Below are 25,583 nucleotides of genomic sequence, written 5' to 3'. Positions count from 1 at the left end.
TAATTTTTGTATGTTTTATCTTAGTAAAACAATTACATTTATATATAACATAAAGAAATGAGGTTGAAGTATTTGAAAGGTATTATATTAGCAGGAGGATCTGGAACAAGATTATATCCTGTCACAAAAGCTATGTCAAAACAAATGGTTCCAATTTATGATAAACCTATGATTTATTATCCGATGTCAGTACTAATGTTGGCAGGGATAAGAGATATATTAATTATATCTACACCAAGAGATATAGTTAATTTTAAAGAATTATTTAAAGATGGTAGTGATTTAGGTTTAAATATTGAATATGCTATACAAGAAAATCCAAATGGATTAGCTGAAGCATTTATTATAGGAGAAGAGTTTATAGGAAAAGATTCTGTAGCAATGATATTAGGTGATAATATATTCTATGGGCAAAGTTTCTCTGCAACTTTAAAAAAGGCTTCAAGTCTAGAAAAAGGTGCATATGTATTTGGTTATTATGTTCAAAATCCAAAAGCATTTGGTGTTGTTGAATTTGATGAAGATGGTAAAGTTATATCATTAGAAGAAAAGCCAGAAAAACCAAAATCTAAATATGCAGTTCCAGGATTATATTTCTATGATAATTCAGTTGTAGAAAAGGCAAAGAAATTAGAACCTTCTGCTAGAGGCGAATTGGAGATAACAGATTTAAACAAAGTCTATATGGAAGAAAAAACATTAAAGGTCCAACTTCTTGGAAGAGGTATGGCATGGCTTGATACTGGGACACATGCTTCAATGCTTCAAGCTTCAAATTTTGTTGAAGCAGTACAAAATACTCAAGGTACTTATGTAGCATGTTTAGAAGAAATTGCATACAGACAAGGTTGGATTAATGCTGATAAGGTTAGAGAATTGGCTAAACCTTTATTAAAAACTGGATATGGTACATATTTAGTAGATGTAGTTGAAGAATTAGAAAGAAAAAATAAATAAGATTGTAAGGTGATTATACAATGAAGATAGTAATTACAGGTGGAAAAGGACAGTTAGCAAACGAATTTAAAACAATTCTAACAACTGGAGAAGCTGAAATTGCTAAATGTCCAATTGATATTACAAAGTGTGAAACTTTATATGTAGATGTAGATGAATTAGACATTACAGATTTAAATAAGGTAAACGAATTTATATTAAATGAAAAGCCAGATGTTATTATTAATTGTGCTGCTTTTACAAATGTTGATGGTTGTGAAAGTAATAAAGATGCCGCTTTTAAAGTAAATGCATTGGGTGCTAGAAATTTAGCAATAGCAGCAGAAAAAGTAGAGGCAAAATTTGTTCATGTATCTACAGATTATGTGTTTTCAGGAATTGGAAGTGTTCCTTTATCTGAATGTGAACAAACTAAGCCATATAGTGCCTATGGAACTACAAAACTTATGGGAGAGAACTATGTAAGAGAATTTTGCTCTAAGTATTATATAGTAAGAACTGCATGGTTATATGGGTATGTAGGTAAAAATTTTGTTTACACAATGATGAACTTAGGAAAAACTAAGGATGCTATAAAAGTTGTAAATGATCAAAGAGGAAATCCAACAAACGCTAATGATTTAGCTTATCATATTCTTAAGCTAATAAAGACAGAAGAATATGGGGTATATCACTGTACAGGTGAAGGTGAATGTAGTTGGTATGATTTTGCAAGTAAGATTATAGAACTTTCAGGAGGAAAATGTAAAGTAAATCCAACTACTTCAGAAGAATATGCAAAGGAATATCCAGCTTCAGCGAAGAGGCCAGAATATTCATCACTTGATAATATGATGTTAAGATGTACAGTTGGAAATGAAATGAGACATTGGGAAGATGCTATTAAAGCTTTTATGGAAAATGTTAATAAATAATTAAATAGTTAAAAGATAAAGGTTATATAATATAAGAAATGTATTATAAGAATTATATTATATAACCTTTATTTTATTGTATTAATATAACTATTTATAGATTAATAATTTTTACATAGTTTTATAACAATGGGATATTTGAATTAGGAATAAATGTATAGTAATATATAGAGAGTAAAAATTGCAATGGGGGAGGATAAATGCATATATAGTGTTAATTTTTTATAATTAAGAATAGTATAACAAAGAAATTGAAAAGGGGATATAAATGAATAAGAAATATTATAGTTATACTAAGAGTGTAGGTATATTAATTTTAGTAGCTGTTATTTTAGCAACAATAATTGAAACGTTAATATTCAATTTTTCATATTTTACAGTAGATAAAAATGAAAAAGGATTAATTGAATTAAATTACGAAGATTTAAAATTAAATAATATTGATATAAAAGGAAACGAATTTATAATAAATGGAGATAATCCTAGTTTTGAAATTAATAGCACTAATAAAGTGTTAAGATTAAAGATAGGATTAGTAGCTGGAACAGGAAATTTTAACCTTCAGCAAGAAGAGGGGAAATTTGAATATAAGAGTGATACAGAATTTAAGGATTACATGATATTAAAGATTGAGAATGAAAAAAGTATAAAAATAAAGGTTGCACCTCAAAATGGAGCAAAATCCATATTTATTAATAGCATACAAATTGATAATGAATTTTGCTTTAATTATGTAAGATTTATAATCATTGCATCATTTTTAATTGTTTTAGGATATTTTATTTTCTTTAATAAAATTGTTAAGGAAAAATTACATGTAACTTTTTTTGTGATAGTTATTTTATTTGGAAGTTGTCTTTCATTGTTAACACCTACATATTTTCCGTATGATGAAAAGGATCATTTTGTAAAAGCATATCAAACCTCAAGAGGAATATTTGGCTTTACTAATGAAGAGATTCCAATAAAGTGGATAGATAATAGTGATGATTTCTTGAAAATTGATACTACTAGATCTAGATTTAATAATTATCAAGAAAGACTTGAGTATGAAAAGAAATTTGCTAGCAAAGAGTATAGTAAAGAGGCAAATTATTATACAAGTGCTGTAACATATCTATCTGTACCATATCTTCCATCAGCATTGGGAATATTTATAGGAAGGTTGATTGGATTATCATTTATCCATACCTTTTATTTAGGAAGAATTTTTTCGGTAATAGCTTTTGCTATTGTGGGTGCTATTACAATTAAAAAAGTTAAGGTAGCTAAAAGATTAATTTTTGCCATTGGTTTATTTCCAGCTATTTTATATTTAGCAGCTTCATATTCGGCAGATCCTATGACTTTAATTTTTTCTTTGGCAGGAGTTGGTGTTTTCCTAAATATGCTTGCTAGCAAGAAAAATGAGGTGGATTATAGACATGTTGCAGTTTTTGGAATATGTATAGCTATTGCAGCAATGTCGAAAGTTCCTTATGCACTTTTGGGTATATTAGTATTAGTAGTGCCTAAGGAAAAATTTAAAACTTTGAATAAAAATAAAGTTATTTATTTAAAGTTTATAGCATTAGCTATAATTGGGGGGGCGACAATTGCAGCACTTTTATTTGCAAAATCAAAAGGTATTAGTCAATGGAAGGTATCAGGGGCAAATGACAAACAGCAATTGCTATTTATATTACATAATCCTTTGCAATATGCTAAAGTTTGTATACAGTATATTTCAAAATCAGCCTTATCATACTTTGAAGGAGCAACTATCTTGTTATGTTATGTGAAACCATTGGACACAATATGGTTAGTATATGATATGGCTATTTTATTTGTTTTATCAGTAATAGATAATGAGTCACATGTTTTAAAATTTAGGTGGATAGACAAAGGTGCAATTTTTGTATCTATTGCTGCAGCCTGGGGATTGGTAATTACAGCTTTGTATTTAACTTTTTCACCTGTCGGGGCAGTAGATGTTTCTGGAGTTCAAGGAAGGTATTTTGCGCCTTTAATGCTACCATTTCTATTATTATTTAGAAATAATAATATAACTCACAATTTTAAACCAAAAAATATGAATTTTATTTTATCTATAGTAACTTTATTGCCGTTATTAGTAGTAATCTTGAAGATATTTGTGAATTTTAATGCATAATAAAATGATTTTTTAATTTTTAAATCATAAAAAATTAAAAATATATATTATTTATACAAAAATAGAATAAAGTAAAAAATAAAATGAAATATGTTTAAATAAAAAAATGAATTATTATTAAATGTATGGATAAATAAAGAAAGTTTAATGAAAAAAAGAGCACTAATTAGTTGCTCTTTTTTTATTTGGGAAAATTTAAATTTTTTATTACTTCTATAGAACATATAAACAGTAATGTTAAATTTTTTTCATTGTAATTATATGCTTTTTAATATCAAAATTGAAAGCGGTTTTACAAAAAAAAACAGTAATTTACATATTACATTGTGAGTTTTTAAATTAAAATGAAATGAATTATATGTATGTGTGTAAAATTGGGAAGATATACATGATAAATTTATTGGAAACATAACACATTAAAAGAAAAAAATGAAAAGTGTATTGGGGTGAATATAGAGTATAAGCAATTTTTATAAAATTGAAAAAACTATGTAAACTATTGTAATATTGAGGGCTCGATGAAAAATTCGACAAAAAACGCAAGTATAACATAAAAGAAATATAGACAAATTGTTTACCTAAATTATTTGATATGCTAAAATTATTAAGTAAATATTAAGAAAGGGGGGAGACTATGAATACTAAAAATAGGATTATATCTGCAATATTAGTCTTTATTTTGGCATTCAATTTATTACCTACACTAACAACTAAAGGAATGGAAAATAATATTAATATTGTTTCTGAAACTTTAGTTACAGTAGATGAGGCAAAAGAATGGGCAGAATCAAAAGGTGCAACACAAACTTTTATAAATTTAGCTCAATATTATTGGCAATATGCTAAAGAACGTGGAGGTGTTAATCCTGCAGTAGCATATGTACAAGCTGCAAAAGAGACAGGCTATGGGAAATTTGGAGGTGTGATTGATGAATCCTATCATAATCCATGTGGCTTAAAAACAAGAGCTGGAGGTAGTGATACAGATCCAAATGCACATCAAAAATTTGAAAGTTGGCAACAAGGTGTACAAGCTCATTTAGACCATTTAGCAGTATATGCTGGAGCGGCAGGTTATCCAAGAAGTGATACTCCAGATCCAAGATGGCAATGGGTTAAGGTTGGATCTGCAAAAACTGTAGTGGACCTTGGTGGTGCTTGGGCTCCGAGTAGTACATATGGTGTTGAAATAATGGGAATGTATAATGATTTATATAGTACATCTAAAAATCCTAAGTTAGCAGGAGAAATAACTTCACCAGTACAATTTGCTAAGGTATCAGCAAAAACAATGACTGTAACAGGTTGGGCAATAGCTGATTCAGGAGTAAAAGAAGTACAAATATTTGTTGATGGACAGATAAAAGGTAAGGTAGTTCCTAATATAGCTACTCCAGATATTAATGAAAAATATCCGGGACATGTAAATGGTAGTAACAGTGGTTATAAAATTGATGTTGATGTTTCAAATATATCTTCAGGATACAAGGTTGTAATAGCAAGAACTGTGGCAAATGATGGAAGTATAAAAGATGCAGGAAGAACTGTTTATTTTAATAAATTGGAATCAAAAGGTGAAATAATTACACCAGAACAATTTGCTAATGTATCAGCAAAATCAATGACTGTAACAGGTTGGGCAATAGCTGATTCAGGAGTAAAAGAAGTACAAATATTTGTTGATGGAAAGTTAAAAAGTACAGTAGTACCTAATAAAGCAACAGCAGATATTGGAAAAACTTATTCAAATTATCCAAATGCAAGTACAAGTGGATATGAAGCAACTGTAGACACATCAGATGTATCTCAAGGATATAAAGTAATAATAGCAAGAGCTGTAGCAAATGATGGTAGTATAAGAGATGCAGGAAGAACAGTACTTGTAAATAAGTTAGAATCAAAAGGTGAAATAATTACACCAGAACAATTTGCTAATGTATCAGCAAAATCAATGACTGTAACAGGTTGGGCAATAGCTGATTCAGGAGTAAAAGAAGTACAAATATTTGTTGATGGAAAGTTAAAAAGTACAGTAGTACCTAATAAAGCAACAGCAGATATTGGAAAAACTTATTCAAATTATCCAAATGCAAGTACAAGTGGATATGAAGCAACTGTAGACACATCAGATGTATCTCAAGGATATAAAGTAATAATAGCAAGAACTGTAGCAAATGATGGTAGTATAAGAGATGCAGGAAGAACAGTGCTTGTGAATAAGTTAGAATCCAAAGGTGAAATAATTACACCAGAACAATTTGCTAATGTATCAGCGAAATCAATGACTGTAACAGGTTGGGCAATAGCTGATTCAGGAGTAAAAGAAGTACAAATATTTGTTGATGGAAAGTTAAAAAGTACAGTAGTACCTAATAAAGCAACAGCAGATATTGGAAAAACTTATTCAAATTATCCAAATGCAAGTACAAGTGGATATGAAGCAACTGTAGACACATCAGATGTATCTCAAGGATATAAAGTAATAATAGCAAGAACTGTAGCAAATGATGGTAGTATAAGAGATGCAGGAAGAACAGTGCTTATAAGTAAGTTGGAGACAAAAGGAGAAATACAATCTCCAGCACAATTTGATAAAGTTAGTGGAAATACAATGAAAGTTACAGGATGGACAGTAGCAGGTTCAGGAGTAAAAGAAGTTAGTATAATTGTAGATGGAAAAGTAAAAGGTACAGTAGTGCCAAATAAAACTACAACTGATATTGGGAAAACTTATTCAAACTATCCAAATGCAAATACAAGCGGATATGAAGTTACTGTAGATATTTCTGACATAACAGAAGGAAATAAAGTAATAATAGCACGAACTGTTGGAAATGATGGGACTATTAAAGATGCAGGTCGAACTGTTTTTATTGATAAACTTCAAACAAAAGGAGAAATAAATACTCCAGAACAGTTTGAAGTAGTTCATAATAATCAATTGACCATATCAGGATGGACAATAGCAAAGTCAGGTGTTAAAGAAGTTGATATATTTGTTGATGGAAAGTATAAGGGAAAAGTAGTTCCAAATAAATCAACATTAGATATACAATCTGAATTTTCATACTATCCAAATGCAGCTACAAGTGGTTATGAAATTACTGTAGATATTTCTGATGTAACAGAAGGAAATAAGGTAATAATAGCTAGGACAGTTGGAAATGATGGTAGTATAAGAGATGCTGGAAGAACATTTGAGAAAAAGACAAAGAATTTAGTTGTTATTGATCCAGGTCATAACTATGGTGGAGATTATGGTGCTACTTCAACTTTCAATGGAGTTTTTTATAGTGAAACAGATTTAAATATGCAGGTTTCATTAAAACTTGAAAGTGCTCTTAAAGCTCAAGGGTATTCGGTAATTTTAACAAGATCTTCTTTAGAAAGAAGTACTCTTGATCAAACAACAAGTTTGCGTACTAGAGCAATATTAGCCAATAGTTATAATGCTGATTTGTTTATTAGTATTCATCATAATTCGGTATATCCTAATACTACTGCTAGAGGTTCAGAAGTATATTATACTGAGAGAACTGCTGGTGATAATGGAATGCCAGCACATAATCCAGATAAATTTGAGAAATCTCGCGATTTAGCAATAGCTACAGCAAGTAGTATAAGTAATAATACTGGATTTATAAATAGAGGTGGAAAAGGTGATGTTAGTAGTTTAGGAATTGGATTATCTGTTCTTAGAAATACTAAAATGCCAGCAATACTTGTTGAATGTGGGTATATTTCAAATCCAACAGAAGCTAGTTTATTAGCGACTGATTCAAATCAACAAGCAACTGCTAATGGGATTACTCAGGCAGTAAAAGCAAGATACTAAATAAAATATTTAGAGTGTCTTATAATGATTTTTTAATTATTATAAGACACTCTTTTTTAGTAATAAAATACAATATAATTTTAGTGTTGATAAATAGTATATTTCTTTACAGTAATATTAAACTGTGGTATAATTTGATTGGTTATTTTGTCTATTAAGGTAGTAATGAGGTGGAATTGTGAAAGTATTAGTTATTATTCCAGCATATAATGAAGAAAAAAATATTGTTGATGTAGTGATGAATTTAAAAAAATCGTCACCAAATGTTGATTATATAATCATAAATGATTGTTCAAAAGATTTAACAAAAGATGTAATTGAATCAAGTGGATTTAATTATGTATCCTTACCAGTAAACTTAGGAATTGGTGGAGGAGTACAAACTGGATATAAATATGCAATGGAACATGATTATGATATAGCAATTCAAATAGATGGTGATGGACAACATGATCCTAGTTGTATAAATAAATTAATTGAGCCAATTATTAATGGGGAAGCAGATATGGTAATAGGTTCAAGATTTATTGAAAAAGAAGGATTTCAAACTTCGTTCATGAGAAGGTTTGGAATTAACTTTTTAAAGGGATTAATAAAATTATGTTGTGGTAAAGAAATTACAGATACGACTAGTGGATTTAGGGCTACTTCGAAAAGGCTAACTAAAAGGTTTGCAGAAGTTTATGCTCAAGATTACCCAGAACCAGAGGCTATTATAGATAGCGTGTTAAATGGATATAAGGTTTTAGAAATTCCAGTTATAATGCATGAAAGAAAAGAAGGTGAATCTTCTATTAATTTGACTAAGTCAATTTATTATATGATAAAAGTTTCACTTGCTATAATATTATGTAGATTAACTCACAAGAAAAAGGTATTGAATTAATATTAAGTTTGGAAAGATAATGCTTAGGTATTATCTTTCGTTAATATTTGATAAGTGATAGGTGAATATAAGTGTTTTAGGAGGTATTCTAGAATGAATTCAAGGATACAGATTTTATTTATTGTAGTAGTCTTTCTTTTTTTAATAGGAATAATACATTTGTTAAAAAAGAAGAAATTGGATCTCAAGTATACATTGTTGTGGATAATTGCTACTGTAGTATTGCTTATAGTTACAATATTTCCAAACATAATGTACGTAATATCAAACCTAATAGGGATAGAAACTCCTATTAATAGTGCGTTGGTTTTAGCTGGAGTTTTTGTGATTATAATACTTATTACAATTACATCAATAGTATCTCAGTTAAATAGGACTGTTCGAGTTTTAGTTCAAGAGGTAGCATTGCTTGAAAAAAGAATTAGAGATTTATCAAATGAAAATAAAGATGGAATAGAGGATTAGCATGAGGGAGGCAAAAATGGGTAGTTACATATTATTTGCAATATATTTAATACTTTCAGTATCAGGTCTATTTTTATTTAAATTAGGTTGTGAGAAAGATTTCTTAGTATCTGTAACTACAGGAATTTTTAGTTTAAAAATAAGTTTTTTGTCAATAATTGGATTGATGTGCTATGCATGTAGCTTTTTGCTCTATATGTTTTTAGTATCAAAATCTGATATGACATACTTAGTTCCTATGTCAACAGCTTTTACACAGGTACTAACGATTATATTTGGTGCTATGATATTGAAAGAAACTATAACAGTGTCTAAAGTTTTAGGAACAGTGATGATATTAATTGGTGTAGTTATAATGAACATAAAGAAGTAGAAAATAAAAACTATCTCTAAGAATATGAGATGGTTTTTATTTTTTTTATATCTATTTGTAGAAATAAGGTATTAGTTCCATTAAAATATATAGTTAACATGGAGAATCCATTATGATAAAATATATATTAGTGAATTAAAAAAATAGAAGGAGAAACTAAAATGAAAGTTAAAAAAGCTATTATTCCTGCAGCAGGACTAGGAACAAGGTTTTTACCTGCAACTAAAGCACAACCAAAAGAAATGTTGCCTATAGTTGATAAGCCAACAATACAATTTATTATAGAGGAAGCAATTGCTTCTGGAATAGAAGAAATATTAATAATAACAGGAAGAAATAAAAAGTGTATAGAAGATCACTTTGATAAATCTGTTGAATTAGAAATGGAATTAGAGAAATCAGGAAAATCGGAATTGTTAGAGGTAGTAAGAGATATATCTGATATGGTTGATATTCATTACATAAGACAAAAGGAACCAAAAGGATTAGGGCATGCTATTCATTGTGCTAAGACATTTGTTGGGAATGAGCCTTTTGCAGTACTATTAGGTGATGATGTAGTTGACAGTAAAGTTCCATGTCTAAAACAACTTATAGATTGTTATAGTGAATATAAAACGTCAATACTTGGAGTTCAAACAGTACCTAATGAAGACGTTTCTAAGTATGGAATTGTAGATGGAATTCATATTGAAGATAGAGTTTATAAGGTTAAGGATTTAGTTGAAAAACCAGCAGCAGAAGATGCACCAAGCAATGTTGCTATTTTAGGAAGATATATAATAACTCCTCAAATATTTGATATATTAGAAAATACTATTCCAGGTAAGGGTGGGGAGATTCAATTAACAGATGCATTGAAAACATTAATTGGTCAAGAAGCTATGTATGCATATAATTTTGATGGAAGAAGATATGATGTTGGAGATAAACTTGGATTTTTACAAGCTACTATAGAGTATGCATTGAAAAAGCCTGAATTAAGAGAAGGGTTTATAGATTACTTAAATACGAAACCATGGGAAAATTAAAAAATAGGTTGTAATATATGATTTTCATATATTACAACCTATTTTTCTTTGATTTTATGGAAATAAAGCATCCAAGATAGCTCCAAAATATTATAGGCATAAAGCTTGGAATGTAAATCAAATTACGTTCAAATAGATTAACAAAAATTAATCCCACTAGCAATGAAAAAATAACAAAGTCCATTTTTTTCATATTTCCATAAGAACGATCTAGAATCTTTACTAAAAATGAGAATGAAATTAATATTATGGCTAAGAATAATATTAATGCGATTGGACCATTAGCAGTCAATATTTCAAGATATACATTATGAAGACCGCCTGCTTCTATTCCGTCCATAACTATCTCAGGCCGAGCTGCAGAAACATTTTCAACTAAACTTGAATTGCCTACTCCAAAAATAGGATTATTTTTTATTACCAACCAAGCTGAGTACCAGAGTTCATTTCTTGCAGACAAAGCAGTATAAAGTTTATCATGAAAGATAGAAAAAAATGTTATACCAAATATAGTTGGAACAATAACCATACCACGTCTGATATATTTGTTTTTAAAGTGCATAAATATTAAAACAAAAGGAATTGCAATGATTAATAAATAAGCACTTTTTCCTTTTGAATATATCACAGGAAGTAATTGAGATATTATATTAATTACATAAAATAATTTTATTTTATAATTACTATTTTTATTTTTTAATAATAAATAATATGTTATGAGTAATCCAATAGCTGAAGCAAGTGCAAGGGAATTTTTATATATGTATAGACCTTGAAATCCCTTACCATCACCAGGGCCATATATCACTTGATTAATTGTAAATGATATTTTAGTAAAAAATAAAAAGTTTGATGCAATTGAAAATATAAAAGTAAATATAGATATGAAGTTTGAAAATATATCTAATTCTTTATGTAATAACTTTTCATCTTTATCAAGATTTATGAAAAATACTCCAAGTAGCATAATACAATTAATTACCCATGTTATTAAATTTGACGATGATCTATAGAAAATTAAGTTAATAGCTAATGTAAATATAAGAAATGCAGCTATGGCTAATTCTATTAGATTTGGAGCTCTTTTAAGTATTTTAACAGTATGTATAATAACTAAAATAACACCCCATATAACAGCAAGTTTTTGCAATAAATTTATATATGGTATTTCTTTAAAAATAGTTATAGAACATAAATTTATAAACAAATAAAGTAAACAAAAATAAAAATTATTGCCTATAATTTTAATAGTTTTATTAAACATAGTAACTCTCTCTTTCTAAAAATTAATAAATTAAAAATATATATAATAATTAAATCATACTTCTAAATTTAGAAGTGATTTGAATATAATTATGAATTATTTATAGAAACACATATATAATTATACTTTACGAACAAATAAATAACAATTGAAAAAACCCGCATAGCGGGTTTTTTTATCTTGGAATCATACCTATTTTCTTTTGCATCTTTCTAAGAGTTTTATTAGCTACATAAGAAGCTTTTTGAGCGCCTTCCTTATAAATGGACTCTAAATAAGCTTTGTTCTTTACAAGCTCTTTAACTTTTTCTTGAATAGGTTGAAGCTCATTAACTATTGCATCAGCTACATCTGATTTTAGATCCGCATAACCTTTATCTTTATAATATTCTACTAATTCTTCTGGTGAAGATTCTTTAATAGCTGAGAGAATATTTAGCAAATTTTTAACTCCTGGTTGATCATCTGTGTAATTTATAATACCTAAGCTATCAGTAACAGCTCTACTGATCTTTTTCTTAATAACATCTGGAGGATCCATAATAAGTATGAAGGAGTTAGGATTATCTGAGGATTTTGACATCTTTTTAAGAGGTTCTTGTAAATCCATGATCTTTGCACCTTCTTTAGGGATATATCCTTCAGGTATTTTAAATGTATCACTATAGGTACTGTTAAATCTTGTAGCTATATCTCTTGTAAGTTCTAAGTGTTGAGTTTGATCTTTTCCAACTGGTACTAAATCAGTATTGTATAAAAGAATATCAGCTGCCATAAGGGATGGATAGTTAAATAAACCAACACCTATAGAATTGCCCATCTTTTGTGATTTATCTTTATATTGAGTCATTCTGCTGAGTTCACCCATATAAGTATTGCAAGTTAATAACCAAGAACATTCTGCATGAGCTGGTACATGTGATTGTATAAATAGGGTATTCTTTTCAGGAGAAATACCAGCAGCTATGTATATTGATAATAATTCTAAAGATCTTCTTCTTAAATCAGCAGGTTTTTGACGAACAGTTATTGCATGTAAGTCAACGATACAAAAATAACAGTCATAATCATCTTGAAGTTTAACCCAATTTTTTAAAGCTCCTAAATAATTACCAAGAGTTAAATCTCCAGATGGTTGTATTCCACTGAAAATAATTTTTTTATTTTCATTATTAAGGTTCTCTGACATTAAAAACACCTCTTCCTAAAGCTTCAGTAATACTTATATTATAGGATTTACCAATTTAACTGTCAATGAAATGAGGCTATATAAAAAAAGCTGATATAAATCAGCTTTAGTAATGTCTCTTTTTTTCATAGATAGTAGAAGTAATAAAAGCTATAGTTGAGATAATAAGAATCGTAATTATAGCATATTCACCATAACTTAGAATAAGCATTGATAACAGTAGGAAGATTATAAGACCTAACACCCATTTAGCTATATTCATTAAAATCACTCCTCTTAAGTTTTAAGGCTTACATGAAATAGTATTGCCATAGTCAAAATTAATAATACATTTTGATTGTTCCGGTACATTTGCTATTATTAATTTCTGTGAATATAATGTTTCATATAGATTAATAAGGGGGCATTTATTTTGGTTGAAGGAAAAGTTTTGGGCACAAGAGATTTGGTATTAATGGCATTAATGATAGCATTAGTTTTTGTTGCAGGAAGTATTATTAAAGTACCAACAATAGGTGGTTTTGTTCAGATTGGTGATTGTATGGTTTTTTTATCAGTAGTTGTACTTGGTAAAAATAAAGGAGCTATTACTAGTGCTTTAGGAATGTTTTTGGTTGATATTTTTGCTGGATATTATATGTGGGCACCATTTACATTTATAATAAAGGGTATTATGGCATATATAGCTGGGGTTATAATTGAAGGAATATTAAAACATAAAAATAGTAATGTTGGATTTAGGATAGAATATATTTTGGCTTTTATGGTTAGCGGAATTTTTATGGTTATTGCTTATTTTTTTGCTGGAGCAATAATTGCAGGTTTTTTAACAGATAAGATGGGATTAGTTCAAGGGTTAGCAATTTCAGCTAAAGATATAATTGGAAATGTTGTTCAAGTTACTACAGGAATAGTTATTTCAGTACCACTTAGTGCTATTATTGTATCAGCTAAGAAAAAAGTTTTTAATTAATATAAACAAAATTGAAAGCAAGTAAAAGTTATATATAAAATAAAAACTCTAGCGATGACTCACTAGAGTTTTTTTGTTATCTTCTACTACTGAATTTTTCAGTTTTTCTTGCTTTTCTGCATTCAGGACATCTTACAGGATCATTTTCAAATCCTTTTTCTTTAAAGAATTCTTGTTCACCTACAGTGAAAATAAATTCTTTGCCACAGTCTTTACAAGTTATTTTTCTGTCTTCCAAATTAACTTAACCTCCTTAAAATTCATAGGTAAATTGACTTTAATAATTCTAACACCTTGCCTGAACTTTAAGGAAAGGATTAGGATCATAGAGAATTACCGTAATTTATATTTATAAATCCTTATAGATAATAAAAATAAGTAGTATTTACTTAACTTTTCCAATATCTTTCTTATGCTTAAAGCAAAAAATCAAGAAACTAATTATAGGAATAAATATAAAAATAAATATATTAATTATCTGCAATAGTTTCAAAGAAGAAAATAAGAAATATTGGTTTTCAGTAAAAATAAATGATACTGTAAACATTATTAAACTATAAAAGAATATAAATAGCTTTTTATCTTTAATTTTATCCTTATACAATATTATTATTCCATATGAAGATAAAATATACTTAATGAACCACATGCAAACACTTCTAAAGATATAAAATAATTCCCCAAATTCCAAAAATGAAGCGATTTGTACTCTTTGAGCTGCTACAAATTCAGGATAAAAGAAATTTAGTGCCATCTCAGGACCAAAAAAGGCAATGGCAGATAAGAAAGAAAAAGTAATAATTATAGTACAAAAAACTATAGCTATTTTACTATGCTTTAATAAAGATGCCTTCTTATCTAAATACCTTAAATATGGTAGTGTAATTGATATTGAGGATAAGGATCCTATAATTAACAATAGGCAAATCCATTTACTGTATGAAAATCCTGAATTAAATAGTGGTAGTAAGTAATTGAAGTTTAAATATTTACTTACTAAAAGCATTAAAATTAAATCGCCAACTAAAACCAAGGTAATAGTAATAATAGTTAATATAATTATTGGATTTAAACTTTTACTAATTACATATCCTGCTGGAATTATAATAAATAACAAACAATACCAAGTTGGGGTATCAAGAAAGTAGTTAGTATGTATAGAGCTTGATACCACAGAACATGATTCGAGAGCTGATAAAAATAATCCTAGGGAAAACATTAATTTTAAACAACTTCCTATAAAGGTCGAAGTTGAATTACAAGTTATGGTATCAAAATCATATGTATTAGTAGTATTACAAGTTTTTATTAAAAACGAGAAATAAAAAAATATAATGGTGGAAGCAATAACTGAAATTATCCAAGTGTCTCTTCCCCCGTAGTTTATAAAAACAGAAGAATAAGTTCTTAGTGCAATAGTCGATGTGGCTATGATAAAAAACATAAAATGTTTTGTTGATATCTTGTTCATAAAAAAAGCCTCCTTGTATTTTATCATAATTAATTATTAGCATTGTTTAATTTTAGTATTCGCTAAAAAGGGAATATTAAACCTTTTTAGAGGGATAATATCTTTAGGTGATGTGTATGATTAATGATGTAAAATATGTAAAAAGCAAATTTGAAGACGCTTTTGATGTGAAGTATCGAGAAATAACTACAGGTTTGGGACAATGTACTTTGGTATTTATTGATGATTTATGTAGTACTCAATTTATTAGTGAGTATATAGTTACTCCTTTAAAAAATAAAAAAAATGAATGTACTATGGTAGAACATATACTAACAAAAGTTCTAGATATAAATATTGCAAATTATGCTGAAAGTATTGACGATGCTGTGCTTCATATATTATCAGGAGACATAGTTTTACTATTTCATGACTATGAGGAAATAATATATTGTGAAGTAAAGGGATTTGTTAGAAGAGGGGTAGGAATACCACTTACTGAATCTGTGCTTAAAGGGCCTAGAGAGGGATTTACAGAATTATTTGTTGATAATGTTTCTTTAATTAGAAGAAAAATTAAAAATGCAAACTTAAAATTTGAACCAGTATATGTAGGAGAAGATAGTCAAACTGTAGTATGTATTTCTTATTTAAAGGGAATAGCTCCAGAATATTTAGTTGAATATGTTAAAACAAAAGTTAAGAGCTTAAATTTTAAATTTATACTAGATTCAAATTATATTGAAGATGAACTTCGTGAAAAAAAGTCAGCATTTGATACTGTTGGATATACAGAAAAGCCTGATGAAGTAGCATCTAAAATATTAGAAGGAAGAGTGGCTGTGTTTGTAGATGGTACACCATTTGTAGTAACAGTACCATTTTTCTTTTTAGAAAATTTCCAAGCACCAGATGATTATTACACCAATAAATATTTTGCTAATTTTACAAGGGTAATTCGATGGATTTCCTTTTTTGTAGCAACGTTTTTACCAGGATTGTATGTGGCCATAATAACTCATCATTTTGCCTTAATACCATCTTTGTTTGTATTTAGGTTAGCAGTTGCTAGAGCGGGAGTTCCACTTCCTACAATAGTTGAAGTTATGATTATGATGATTGCTTTCCAATTAATAAAAGAAGCAGGACTTAGATTACCACAGCCAATAGGTGGAGCTATGAGTATAGTTGCAGCTTTAATTCTTGGGGATGCTGTAGTAGGCGCTGGAATAGCTTCTAGGACAACTGTAATAGTAGTTGCAGCAAGTACGCTTAGTTATTTCTTAACCCCTAAATTATATGGGGCCATGTCTTTATGGTCTATTGCTATAACTGTTGTTAGTTCATTATTTGGATTGCCAGGATTCATTATAATTTCATTAATTTTATTAGTAAAACTTGGAGAGCTGGAAACAGGAGGATTTTCTTATTTGTTCCCAATTGGAAGTACAGAAAATTACAAATTTAAAGACATTATTTTTAGAGGGGATTTAAGTGAAATTTCCAATAGAGTTATACAGAGAGGTGGAGAAGATGGAAATGAAGCGAAGGGTAGTTAGTCTTTTATTTGTATTAATTCTTTCATTAAATCTAGGTGGATGTTTCAATTATACAGAAATTAACAAAATTACTTTTGCTACATCTATGGTTTTTGATGTTGATGAACTTAATAATGTGGTTATATATTTAGATTGTGTGAGGCCTTATAGAAATGCAAATGAAAGTTCAGATAAGGGAAAGAAAATTTTATTTCAAGGAAAAGGAAAAACAATTCTTGAAGCTATTAGAGATATGGATGTATCTTCAAGCAATAAAATAAATTTAAGCCAAGTAAGAGCATATATATTTACAGAGAAATTAGCTAGAAAGGGAATAAAAAATTATATTGATTTAATAAATAATAATCAACAATTAAGTTTTAAACCTCACATGTTTGTCTTTTATGGAGATATAGATAGCTTATTAAAAGTAAGTGATACTGATGAAGAATATTTAGGATTGTATCTAGATGATCTTGTAAACAAAAATGAAGGTAATGGAAGAGTTATTAAATCAAATTTTAAAGATTATTTAGTAAATGGATTAATGGGTGATAATATTAGTTTTATGAGTGCATTACAAATAAAAAAGAATGAGGTTGATAGTAAGATTGAATTAAATGGTGGTGTGGTTATGAAAGATAATCACATGATAGATAAATTAGAGCAAAAAGATGCATTAACATATAATCTTTTAATGAGGAATGTTAATAAAGGAACATTGGAAGTACCTAATCCTGAAGAAAGAGATAAATTAATTACTCTTGATATTCTTGAAGAAACAAATAATACTGGAATGATATTTGATGGAAAAGATATAATTCTTGAGAAATCATTGAATATAAAAGTTTCATTAGGAGAAATTCAAGGAAAACTTATAGTAAATAAAGAGATGATTGATAAAATTAAGATAAATGAGGAATGGAAAATAAAAAATTATCAAGAAACATTATTTAAAAATTATCAAGAAAAAAATATAGATATATTTGGAGTATCAAGGTTATTGGAAGAAAAATATCCTAACATGAAAATGGATGATATTTTATCTAGAACTAAACTAGAAACAAAAGTAAACATAGTAATTGATGGAAGTAGTTTGGTTAAAAATAGTTTTAAATAATATTTAATTTTAATTAATTAGTACAAGAAAAAGCTTGTTGATATATATAATGAAAAGGGGTATTATATAATAGATTGCAAATTACGATTTTTTTAGACTGTAATCGCACATGAACATGAGGTTGGGTGGAGAATGGAAGATAGTACCTTGAATTATGAAGAACTTAAACTAAAATTCCAGAGTTATCAAGCTGATACTGAATTGAAACTTAAAGATTTATCCTTGAGAAATATGAAGCTAGAAAAAGATATAGATGTTTTAGCAAACATTGTAGAAATAAGCAAGTATATTAATTCGTTTTTAAATGATGAAAATTTAATTATTATGATAAATGATATGATATTAGGATTGTTGGGAGTAGCATATTCAACAATATTGTATAAAGATAATAATGAATTAATAGTTAAGGCTACAAATATAAAAGAAAAAAAGCTTAAATTAACAATGGATGAAGAAAATTATATAAGTTCTGGTGAAAGTTATCTTATAAATGATAAAGTTGGCATTAGAAAATATGACGATAATGGAACTGAAATTTGCTCAACGATGGGAATGCCAATAATTTTAAGAGATAAATTTTTTGGCTTTATATTAGTAGAGCATCATTTGTATAATTTTTTCACTAAAGAACATACTAAATTTTTAAAAGCAATAGCAAATCAAATATCAATAGCTTTAGAAAATTCTATGTTATATAGAGAATTGCAAGAAACTGCAAAAAGAGATCCCCTGCTTGGAATATATAATAGAAGATACTTTTTTGAATTGGTAGAAAGAAAAGTATATAAAAATGAAAAGATGGAATATGCTATAATTATGATAGACTTAGATAATTTTAAAAATATTAATGATGCATATGGACATCAATTTGGAGATAAAGTTTTAATAGAGACTACTAAAATAATAATAAGTCATTTAGATGATGGAGATGTATTTGCAAGGTATGGTGGAGAAGAATTAATATTATATACAGATAAATTTAAAGATATACAGGATGTGTATCAAAAGGTAGAAGTTATAAGAAATAGTATTGAACATAATATTATAGAAGAAAGAAATTTAATACAAAATGTAACTGTAAGTATAGGAATAGGATATTTTCCTAAGGATGGAAGAAATGTTGATGAATTAATAAATAGAGCAGATGTATTGTTATATAAAAGTAAGAGATCAGGTAAAAATAGGGTAATATATGATGATATTTAAGAATAGATTATAAGACTATCTCAAAAGCGAGTTAGTCTTTTTTCTTTTAAAGGTAAAATATTAGTAAATATTGACCTGAACTGGGAATATATTATATAGAGTAGTACAATTGAAAAAATGAAAGTGTTAAATATAACACTCTAATACTTAATAGATTATATATAACAAGATTAAAACAATAGTAATCTATTGTTAAAAATAAATTAAAAGGAGTGGTCCTGATGATACAAGTATTCTGCAACAAGAGAGGGTCAGGAAAGACCAAAGAGTTAATTAATTTAGCAAATGAGCAGTTAACTAGGGCAAAGGGGGATTCCGTATACATTGATGATGACAATAGTTATATAAGTCAAATAGATAGGAGGATTAGATTTATAGCTACAAATGAATTTCAGATAAATAAATATAATGAATTTTATGGTATGCTTTGTGGGATCATCTCGGAAAATTACGACATAGAAAATATTTATATTGATGGAATATTTAATATAAATTCAGAATCTTTAAGTGAGTCATCATTTTGGTTTAAAAAAATATATGAACTTTCTAAAAAGTATAATATAAACGTTTATATGAATGTAAATTATGAAAAACAAGAGATACCTGATTTTATTAAAGAATTTGTAGCTTAGTTTTGAAAACAATTTTAATTTAGATAGATAAGATAGGAGTTTAAGACTTCTATCTTTTTTTATAAAAAACAATATAGTTCAACAAATGTGTAAGTTGATAAAACTAGTCTTAACGGTTATACTATATATTATGTATAAATATGAATAATTTTAACAATAGGAGGTATAATAATGGCGAATGTATTAGATGAGTTATTAGAACGTGGATACATAAAGCAATTTACTCATGAAGCAGAGACGAAAGAATTGCTAGAAAAGGAGAAAATAACTTTCTATATAGGCTTTGATCCAACAGCAGATAGTTTGCACGTTGGACATTTTATAGCTATGATGTTTATGGCTCATATGCAAAGAGCTGGACATAGACCTATCGCCTTACTAGGAGGGGGAACAGCTATGGTTGGAGACCCAAGTGGTAAGACAGATATGAGAAAGATGCTTACAAAGGAACAAATACAACATAATGTTGATTCAATAAAGAAACAAATGGAAAGGTTTATAGACTTTTCAGATGATAAAGCATTAATAGTAAACAATGCAGATTGGTTATTAAATCTTAATTATGTAGATTTCTTGAGAGATGTTGGTACACATTTTTCAGTAAATAGAATGTTAAGTGCAGAATGTTTTAAGCAAAGATTAGAAAAAGGATTGTCTTTTTTAGAATTTAACTATATGTTAATGCAAGGTTATGATTTCTATGTTTTAAATCAAAAATATGGATGTAAGATGCAACTTGGTGGTGATGATCAGTGGTCTAATATGATAGCTGGTGTTGAACTTGTTAGAAGGAAAGCTCAAGGTGAGGCTTTTGCTATGACATGTACACTGTTAACAAATAGCCAAGGACAAAAGATGGGAAAGACAGTTGGTGGAGCTTTATGGTTAAATCCAGAAAAGACGTCTCCATTTGATTTCTATCAATACTGGAGAAATGTTGATGATGCTGATGTTGAAAAATGCTTAGCTTTATTAACATTTGTGCCTATGGACGAAGTTAGAAGATTAGGGGCATTAAAAGATGCTGAAATCAATAATGCAAAAATGGTTTTAGCTTATGAAGTAACAAAACTTGTACATGGGGAAGAAGAAGCCAAGAAGGCAGAAGAAGCTTCAAAAGCTTTATTTTCAGGTGGAGCAGATATGAGTAATGTTCCAACAGTTACAATTTCCAAAGAAAAATTAGGAAGTGAGTTACTTGAAATTCTTGCAGATAATAAGATTGTTCCATCAAAAGCTGAAGGAAAAAGACTAATACAACAAGGCGGACTTTCTGTGAATGGTGAGAAAGTTACAGATTTTAAGAGAGTTATAAATAATGAAGATTTCAATGAAGGATTTGCACTAATTAAAAGAGGAAAGAAAAATTATAATAAGATAGAATTGAATTAGATTATATTGAAAAAGTTGCTTAGATTAATTTCTAAGCTTTTTTCATATATAAAGTGAAATAAATGCATAGAATAGCTTAATATTTAAGGGGATACATACGATAAATATAGTAATAATGTATTAAGGGGTAGGTATATATGCCATCAATTTGGAATGTAGGTAGTATCAATCAATCAAATCAAAAAAAGGTATCAAGTAAATTAACTTTTGAAGCAGGGGAATCTTTCAAAGGAAGAATAGTTGCTAAAGGGGATGGAAACCAAGTTACAGTAAAACTGCCAGATGGATGGGAGTTTCCAGCAGAATTAACTGGAGATGATTTGGTTAAAGATGGAAGTATGGTACAACTTGAAGTTGAAGGGTTTGAGGATGGAAAGCTTAAATTAAAGTTAGTAGAAGGAAATCAAGGAAAAGAAAATACGTCTTCTAAAGATATTATTGGAGATTTCTTAAATAAAGAGGGTATGTCTAAAGCTGATACAGACATATTAAAAGCTATGATTAAGCATACTATTCCTCTTACAAAAGAGAATATTTCTTTTGTAAAAAGTTTAGTGTCGTTTAATGGAAAAATAAATAGTAATCCTCAAGAAATAGAAGAGTTTATTAATAAATTTATAGCTGGAAAAGAAATTGATCCAGAGGGTATGGAAGCACAAAATATTAAAGGAAAACTAAATGACTTTTTTAATAGTTTTAAGACTATGGGAGAAAAAGACATAATGCTTTTTTTAGAAAACGATATTGAATTTACAAAAGAAAATATAGATAGCTACAATAAAATTTTTAAAGAAAATAATAATTTGAAAGAGTATTTTGATAATGTTTCAAAAGAATTCAAGAAATTAGATCTTCCTAAGGTAAATAATTTAGAAATCAAAGAAAATATAGATTCTAAATCAATAGTAACTGAAAATGAAAAGAATGCTTTAAACAAAAATGCAGCTTTAAAGATATATGACTCAAATGTTCCAACAAAAGAAAAGTTAAGTATGCTTTCTTTAATTAAATCATTAAATGGAAATGATATGGAACTAGTTAAAGATTCTTTGAAAGATATAATAAAAGAGAATAGAGATAATTTTAAAAGCAATGAAGTAAAAAGTATGTTCGTCAAAGTAGAATCCATGACTGATGATGATATAATAAAAAATATAAAAAAAATTGTAAATAATGAAGAATTGAATAAGAACACAGTTGATAAAGCTATATCTAATTTGTTAGGGAAAGAGGTTCGTTTATCAGAAAATAGTTCAAAGAAGATTATAGATATTATAAATCTTAAACTGAATGATGAACCTGCAGTTATAAAAGAAGAGAAATCAATTAATGCGAATAGCAACAATATAGGAAATGCAACTGAAGAAGAAATTCCTACAAAACAAGGAATGGTTAATAATGAGTTTGATGATGGTGTAAAATTAGATAATAAGCTTAATAAAGAAAGCATAGTTATAAACAAACAATCTGAAAATTTAAATGGAGTAGATAAAAAGGTTATAGCTAATGATAATGTTAAAAATAATATAGAAACGATTTTAAAAGCTCCATCTACATCTGCAGAGATAATTAAAGATGATATAAACAGAAAAATAGAAAATATAAAGGATATAATAAAGGATGTTATTTCACGTACTGGAATAAAAGGTGAAGGTATGGAGAAGATAATGGATTTCATTAAGAGCAATATCAATGATTTTAAAATGTTAAATTCAATAAGTAATGAATATTATTATTTAGATATACCTGTAAATAAACAAGGGGAAGAATATCCTTGTAAACTTATAATAAAAGATAATAGAAAAGATAGTAAAAAGATAGATAAAACTAATGTTAAGGTAGTTGTAGCTGTTAAAACAGTTAATATAGGCACAGTGGATGGATATTTAACTATTAATAATAGTAACTTTACAATAAATCTAAAGTGTGAAGAACGATTTGTTAAGCCATTAGATTTAGGAAAAGATAAACTTGTAAAAGCAATACAAGATATGGGGTTTTTAGCTAATATCTCAGTAAGCAAGAAAGTTGAAGAGGTAAGTTTAACAAGCTGTAGAGATTTCTTTGACAATTCAAATCAAAGTGCAATTGATATAAAGGTTTAAATAATATATTGACCTTGCAAGATTTAAGATATAAGATAAATAGAGAAATAAAAAGAGAGGTGATAATGTGAATCAAAGAAGAAAAGCAGCAGCATTGAGATATGAACAAAATTTTGATGCACCAGTAGTTACAGCTGCAGGTGTTGGAGTAATAGCTGAAAAAATAATAGAAAAAGCTGAAGAAAGTGATGTTCCAGTTGTGTATAATAAAGAACTAGCAAATTTATTATGTAATGTGGATATCGGAGATTCTATACCATCAGAATTATATGAAGCAGTTGCTCACGTTATCGCCTATGTTACAGATTTAGATAAAATATTAGAAAGGTGAATGGTTTAATGGCACTTTATGCTATATCAGATTTGCATCTGGCATTTAATGATAACAAGCCTATGGATATTTTTGGGGAGAAGTGGAATAACCATGACCAAAAGATAAAAGAGAATTGGATTAAGAAAGTAAGAGAGGAAGATACAGTTTTAATAGCTGGTGATATTTCATGGGCTATGAAAGAAGAAGATAGTAAAGCAGATTTGCAATGGATAGATAGTTTACCAGGAAAGAAAATTATTTCTAAAGGAAATCATGATTATTGGTGGGGAAGTATAAGTAAATTAAATTCTATGTTCGAAAAAACTAAGTTTTTGCAGAATAATTATTTTGTATATAATGATTATGCAATATGTGGAACTAGGGGATGGATTTGCCCTGGAACAGAGAGGTTTACAGAAAAAGATAATAAGATATATTTAAGAGAGTTGATTAGATTGAGGCTTTCATTAGATGAAGCAAAAAAAGCAGGTTATGATAAGTTTATAGTAATGTTACATTATCCACCTACTAATGAAAAGTTTGAAGAATCTGGATTTACTAGTATTATTAAAGAATATGATGTTGAAAAAGTAATATATGGACATTTGCATGGAAATGGATTAAATAGGGTATTAAATGGACTTGTTGATAAAGTTGAATATATAATGACATCAGTAGATTTTATAGATTTTGATCCTAAAAAGATTATAGAGGATTAAAATTCAAGAAAAAATAGCTATTTTAGTAGAAGATTAATTCTATTAAAATAGCTATTTTGTTTCTTAAAGTTATCTAAGAATTCAATTAGTTTTTATCTACAAATTTATTAGCCAAAGAAGACAAAGTTTTATTAAATTGCTCAACATTATTTGCTTGTAAATCCATAGTTGAAGAAATTTCTTCTGCTAAAGCTGTATGTTCTTGAGATATAGAATTAGCAGCTTCTACAGAATTTAAAACTTCATCTTTTTGAGCTGATGCCATAGCTAAGTTTTCAATACAATCATTTATTTCAGTGGTAGCTTCATCTATAGAAGTTTTAATACTCATAAAACTATCTTTAGTTTCAACTAGAGTAGATTGTTGGACATTTATAGCTTCATTACCAGCATTCATAGCAGAAGATGCATTCATAATATCTGTTTTAATTTCATCTAATATTTTTGTAATGCTTTGAACAGCAAGTTTTGAGTTTTCGGCAAGTTTTCTAACCTCACCAGCAACTACTGAAAAACCTTTACCAGCTTCTCCTGCCCTTGCAGCTTCAATGGCGGCATTTAAAGACAATAGATTTGTTTGAGAAGCTATTTGACTTATTGAATCTGTAATCATATTTACAGATTCTAACTTAGAAACTAATTCGTTTACAGTTGAACTAGATGTTGTAAATGCACTTTGAAGTTCATTCAAAGAAGAATCTAATTTTTCAATTTTACTAATACCTTGGTTAGATAAAGTATCAGTATCTAAAACAACAATTTGAACATTAGTTACATTATAGGCTAATTTTTCCATGCTATCGCTAAAATCTCTAAGAAGTTTAGCAGCACTATCCATATCATGACTTTGTTTAATAGTAGCTTGACTTAATGTTCTTGCAGAATCAGAAACATCATTAATTGACCTAGTAATATTATCGCTAGTATTTTTTAAGGAGTTAACTTCATTAATAATATTCTCAGAAATTTTTGGACTTTGTGCTTGTACACTTATTTTGTTATCAGTTTTTAAATTATCCAAATTATTGACCATATTTCTAGTAAAAAGACCCATACAATTTCCCCCTCT

23 protein-coding genes are annotated in these 25,583 nt (G+C 28.1%); 17 read left to right on the top strand and 6 right to left on the bottom strand.

The window, feature by feature from the left end; genetic code table 11:
* Positions 1-72 precede the first annotated feature (72 nt).
* The 8 genes from rfbA (at position 73) to galU (ending at position 10,613) form a co-directional block, all read left to right on the top strand.
* The gene (gene rfbA / locus NNC19_RS07900) at positions 73-957 is read left to right on the top strand and encodes a glucose-1-phosphate thymidylyltransferase RfbA (RefSeq protein WP_310938085.1); all 885 of its coding nucleotides are present in this window, start codon (positions 73-75) and stop codon (positions 955-957) included.
* 20 nt (positions 958-977) lie between these two features.
* Positions 978-1,871 carry a dTDP-4-dehydrorhamnose reductase gene (gene rfbD, locus NNC19_RS07895; RefSeq protein WP_310938084.1) on the top strand — a complete coding sequence of 298 codons (894 nt, stop codon included), beginning with the start codon at positions 978-980 and terminating at the stop codon, positions 1,869-1,871.
* 268 nt (positions 1,872-2,139) lie between these two features.
* Positions 2,140-4,023, top strand: a complete 1,884-nt coding sequence (locus NNC19_RS07890; protein WP_310938083.1) for a DUF2142 domain-containing protein — start codon at positions 2,140-2,142, stop codon at positions 4,021-4,023.
* Between the two features lie 634 nt (positions 4,024-4,657).
* Positions 4,658-7,858, top strand: a complete 3,201-nt coding sequence (locus tag NNC19_RS07880) for an N-acetylmuramoyl-L-alanine amidase (RefSeq protein ID WP_396136402.1) — start codon at positions 4,658-4,660, stop codon at positions 7,856-7,858.
* A gap of 178 nt (positions 7,859-8,036) precedes the next feature.
* Complete coding sequence (locus NNC19_RS07875; protein ID WP_310938082.1) at positions 8,037-8,744, top strand: glycosyltransferase family 2 protein; 708 nt, start codon at positions 8,037-8,039, stop codon at positions 8,742-8,744.
* 93 nt (positions 8,745-8,837) lie between these two features.
* Positions 8,838-9,209, top strand: a complete 372-nt coding sequence (locus NNC19_RS07870; RefSeq protein ID WP_310938081.1) for a DUF2304 domain-containing protein — start codon at positions 8,838-8,840, stop codon at positions 9,207-9,209.
* A gap of 16 nt (positions 9,210-9,225) precedes the next feature.
* On the top strand, positions 9,226-9,582 hold the full coding sequence (locus tag NNC19_RS07865) for an EamA family transporter (protein WP_310938080.1): 357 nt from the start codon (positions 9,226-9,228) through the stop codon (positions 9,580-9,582).
* 161 nt (positions 9,583-9,743) lie between these two features.
* Entirely contained in the window at positions 9,744-10,613 is an 870-nt protein-coding gene (galU, locus tag NNC19_RS07860) for a UTP--glucose-1-phosphate uridylyltransferase GalU (protein ID WP_310938079.1), read from the top strand.
* Between the two features lie 31 nt (positions 10,614-10,644).
* On the opposite strand, the gene NNC19_RS07855 is transcribed toward galU, so the two are convergent.
* The 3 genes from NNC19_RS07855 to NNC19_RS07845 all read right to left on the bottom strand — a co-directional run bounded on the left by NNC19_RS07855 (position 10,645) and on the right by NNC19_RS07845 (position 13,328).
* Positions 10,645-11,877 (bottom strand): O-antigen ligase family protein, encoded by a 1,233-nt coding sequence (locus tag NNC19_RS07855; protein WP_310938078.1) that lies wholly within the window; start codon positions 11,875-11,877, stop codon positions 10,645-10,647.
* A gap of 175 nt (positions 11,878-12,052) precedes the next feature.
* A complete protein-coding gene (trpS, locus tag NNC19_RS07850; protein WP_310938077.1) occupies positions 12,053-13,066 on the bottom strand; it encodes a tryptophan--tRNA ligase in 1,014 nt (337 codons plus the stop codon).
* Between the two features lie 106 nt (positions 13,067-13,172).
* Positions 13,173-13,328: a hypothetical protein gene (locus NNC19_RS07845; RefSeq protein ID WP_310938076.1), complete on the bottom strand. Its 156-nt coding sequence runs from the start codon at positions 13,326-13,328 to the stop codon at positions 13,173-13,175.
* A gap of 147 nt (positions 13,329-13,475) precedes the next feature.
* Here NNC19_RS07845 and NNC19_RS07840 point away from each other — a divergent pair, with 147 nt between their 5' ends.
* Complete coding sequence (locus tag NNC19_RS07840; protein ID WP_396136403.1) at positions 13,476-14,039, top strand: ECF transporter S component; 564 nt, start codon at positions 13,476-13,478, stop codon at positions 14,037-14,039.
* Between the two features lie 76 nt (positions 14,040-14,115).
* Here NNC19_RS07840 and NNC19_RS07835 read toward each other — a convergent pair whose 3' ends face one another.
* Both NNC19_RS07835 and NNC19_RS07830 read right to left on the bottom strand, forming a co-directional pair.
* Entirely contained in the window at positions 14,116-14,277 is a 162-nt protein-coding gene (locus NNC19_RS07835; RefSeq protein ID WP_310938074.1) for a zinc-ribbon domain-containing protein, read from the bottom strand.
* 147 nt (positions 14,278-14,424) lie between these two features.
* Positions 14,425-15,510 carry an endospore germination permease gene (locus tag NNC19_RS07830; RefSeq protein WP_310938073.1) on the bottom strand — a complete coding sequence of 362 codons (1,086 nt, stop codon included), beginning with the start codon at positions 15,508-15,510 and terminating at the stop codon, positions 14,425-14,427.
* Between the two features lie 116 nt (positions 15,511-15,626).
* On the opposite strand from NNC19_RS07830, the gene NNC19_RS07825 reads away from it, so the two are divergent.
* From NNC19_RS07825 to NNC19_RS07790, 8 genes are all read left to right on the top strand, one after another.
* A complete protein-coding gene (locus NNC19_RS07825; protein ID WP_310938072.1) occupies positions 15,627-17,048 on the top strand; it encodes a spore germination protein in 1,422 nt (473 codons plus the stop codon).
* A complete protein-coding gene (locus NNC19_RS07820; protein WP_310938071.1) occupies positions 17,029-18,147 on the top strand; it encodes a Ger(x)C family spore germination protein in 1,119 nt (372 codons plus the stop codon). The genes NNC19_RS07825 and NNC19_RS07820 overlap by 20 nt, the downstream gene beginning before the upstream one ends.
* A 132-nt stretch (positions 18,148-18,279) precedes the next feature.
* Entirely contained in the window at positions 18,280-19,353 is a 1,074-nt protein-coding gene (locus tag NNC19_RS07815; protein WP_310938070.1) for a sensor domain-containing diguanylate cyclase, read from the top strand.
* Between the two features lie 221 nt (positions 19,354-19,574).
* Positions 19,575-19,985 carry a hypothetical protein gene (locus tag NNC19_RS07810; RefSeq protein WP_310938069.1) on the top strand — a complete coding sequence of 137 codons (411 nt, stop codon included), beginning with the start codon at positions 19,575-19,577 and terminating at the stop codon, positions 19,983-19,985.
* Positions 19,986-20,156: 171 nt separating this feature from the next.
* Complete coding sequence (gene tyrS / locus NNC19_RS07805) at positions 20,157-21,377, top strand: tyrosine--tRNA ligase (protein ID WP_310938068.1); 1,221 nt, start codon at positions 20,157-20,159, stop codon at positions 21,375-21,377.
* 137 nt (positions 21,378-21,514) lie between these two features.
* Positions 21,515-23,482 carry a hypothetical protein gene (locus NNC19_RS07800; RefSeq protein WP_310938067.1) on the top strand — a complete coding sequence of 656 codons (1,968 nt, stop codon included), beginning with the start codon at positions 21,515-21,517 and terminating at the stop codon, positions 23,480-23,482.
* A 67-nt stretch (positions 23,483-23,549) separates the two neighbouring features.
* Complete coding sequence (locus NNC19_RS07795) at positions 23,550-23,813, top strand: EscU/YscU/HrcU family type III secretion system export apparatus switch protein (RefSeq protein WP_310938066.1); 264 nt, start codon at positions 23,550-23,552, stop codon at positions 23,811-23,813.
* 8 nt (positions 23,814-23,821) lie between these two features.
* Complete coding sequence (locus NNC19_RS07790) at positions 23,822-24,514, top strand: metallophosphoesterase (RefSeq protein WP_310938065.1); 693 nt, start codon at positions 23,822-23,824, stop codon at positions 24,512-24,514.
* Between the two features lie 85 nt (positions 24,515-24,599).
* Here the strand turns inward: NNC19_RS07790 and NNC19_RS07785 are convergent, their stop codons facing one another.
* Positions 24,600-25,568, bottom strand: coding sequence for a methyl-accepting chemotaxis protein (locus tag NNC19_RS07785; protein WP_310938064.1), 969 nt, complete (start codon positions 25,566-25,568; stop codon positions 24,600-24,602).
* Positions 25,569-25,583 lie beyond the last annotated feature (15 nt).

The sequence above is a fragment of the Clostridium sp. SHJSY1 genome (assembly GCF_031626875.1).
In the GTDB taxonomy this organism is placed as follows: Bacteria; Bacillota; Clostridia; order Clostridiales; family Clostridiaceae; genus Clostridium.
Note: the sequence above shows the minus strand (reverse complement) of the source record. Positions and strands in the feature narration are given on the sequence as shown.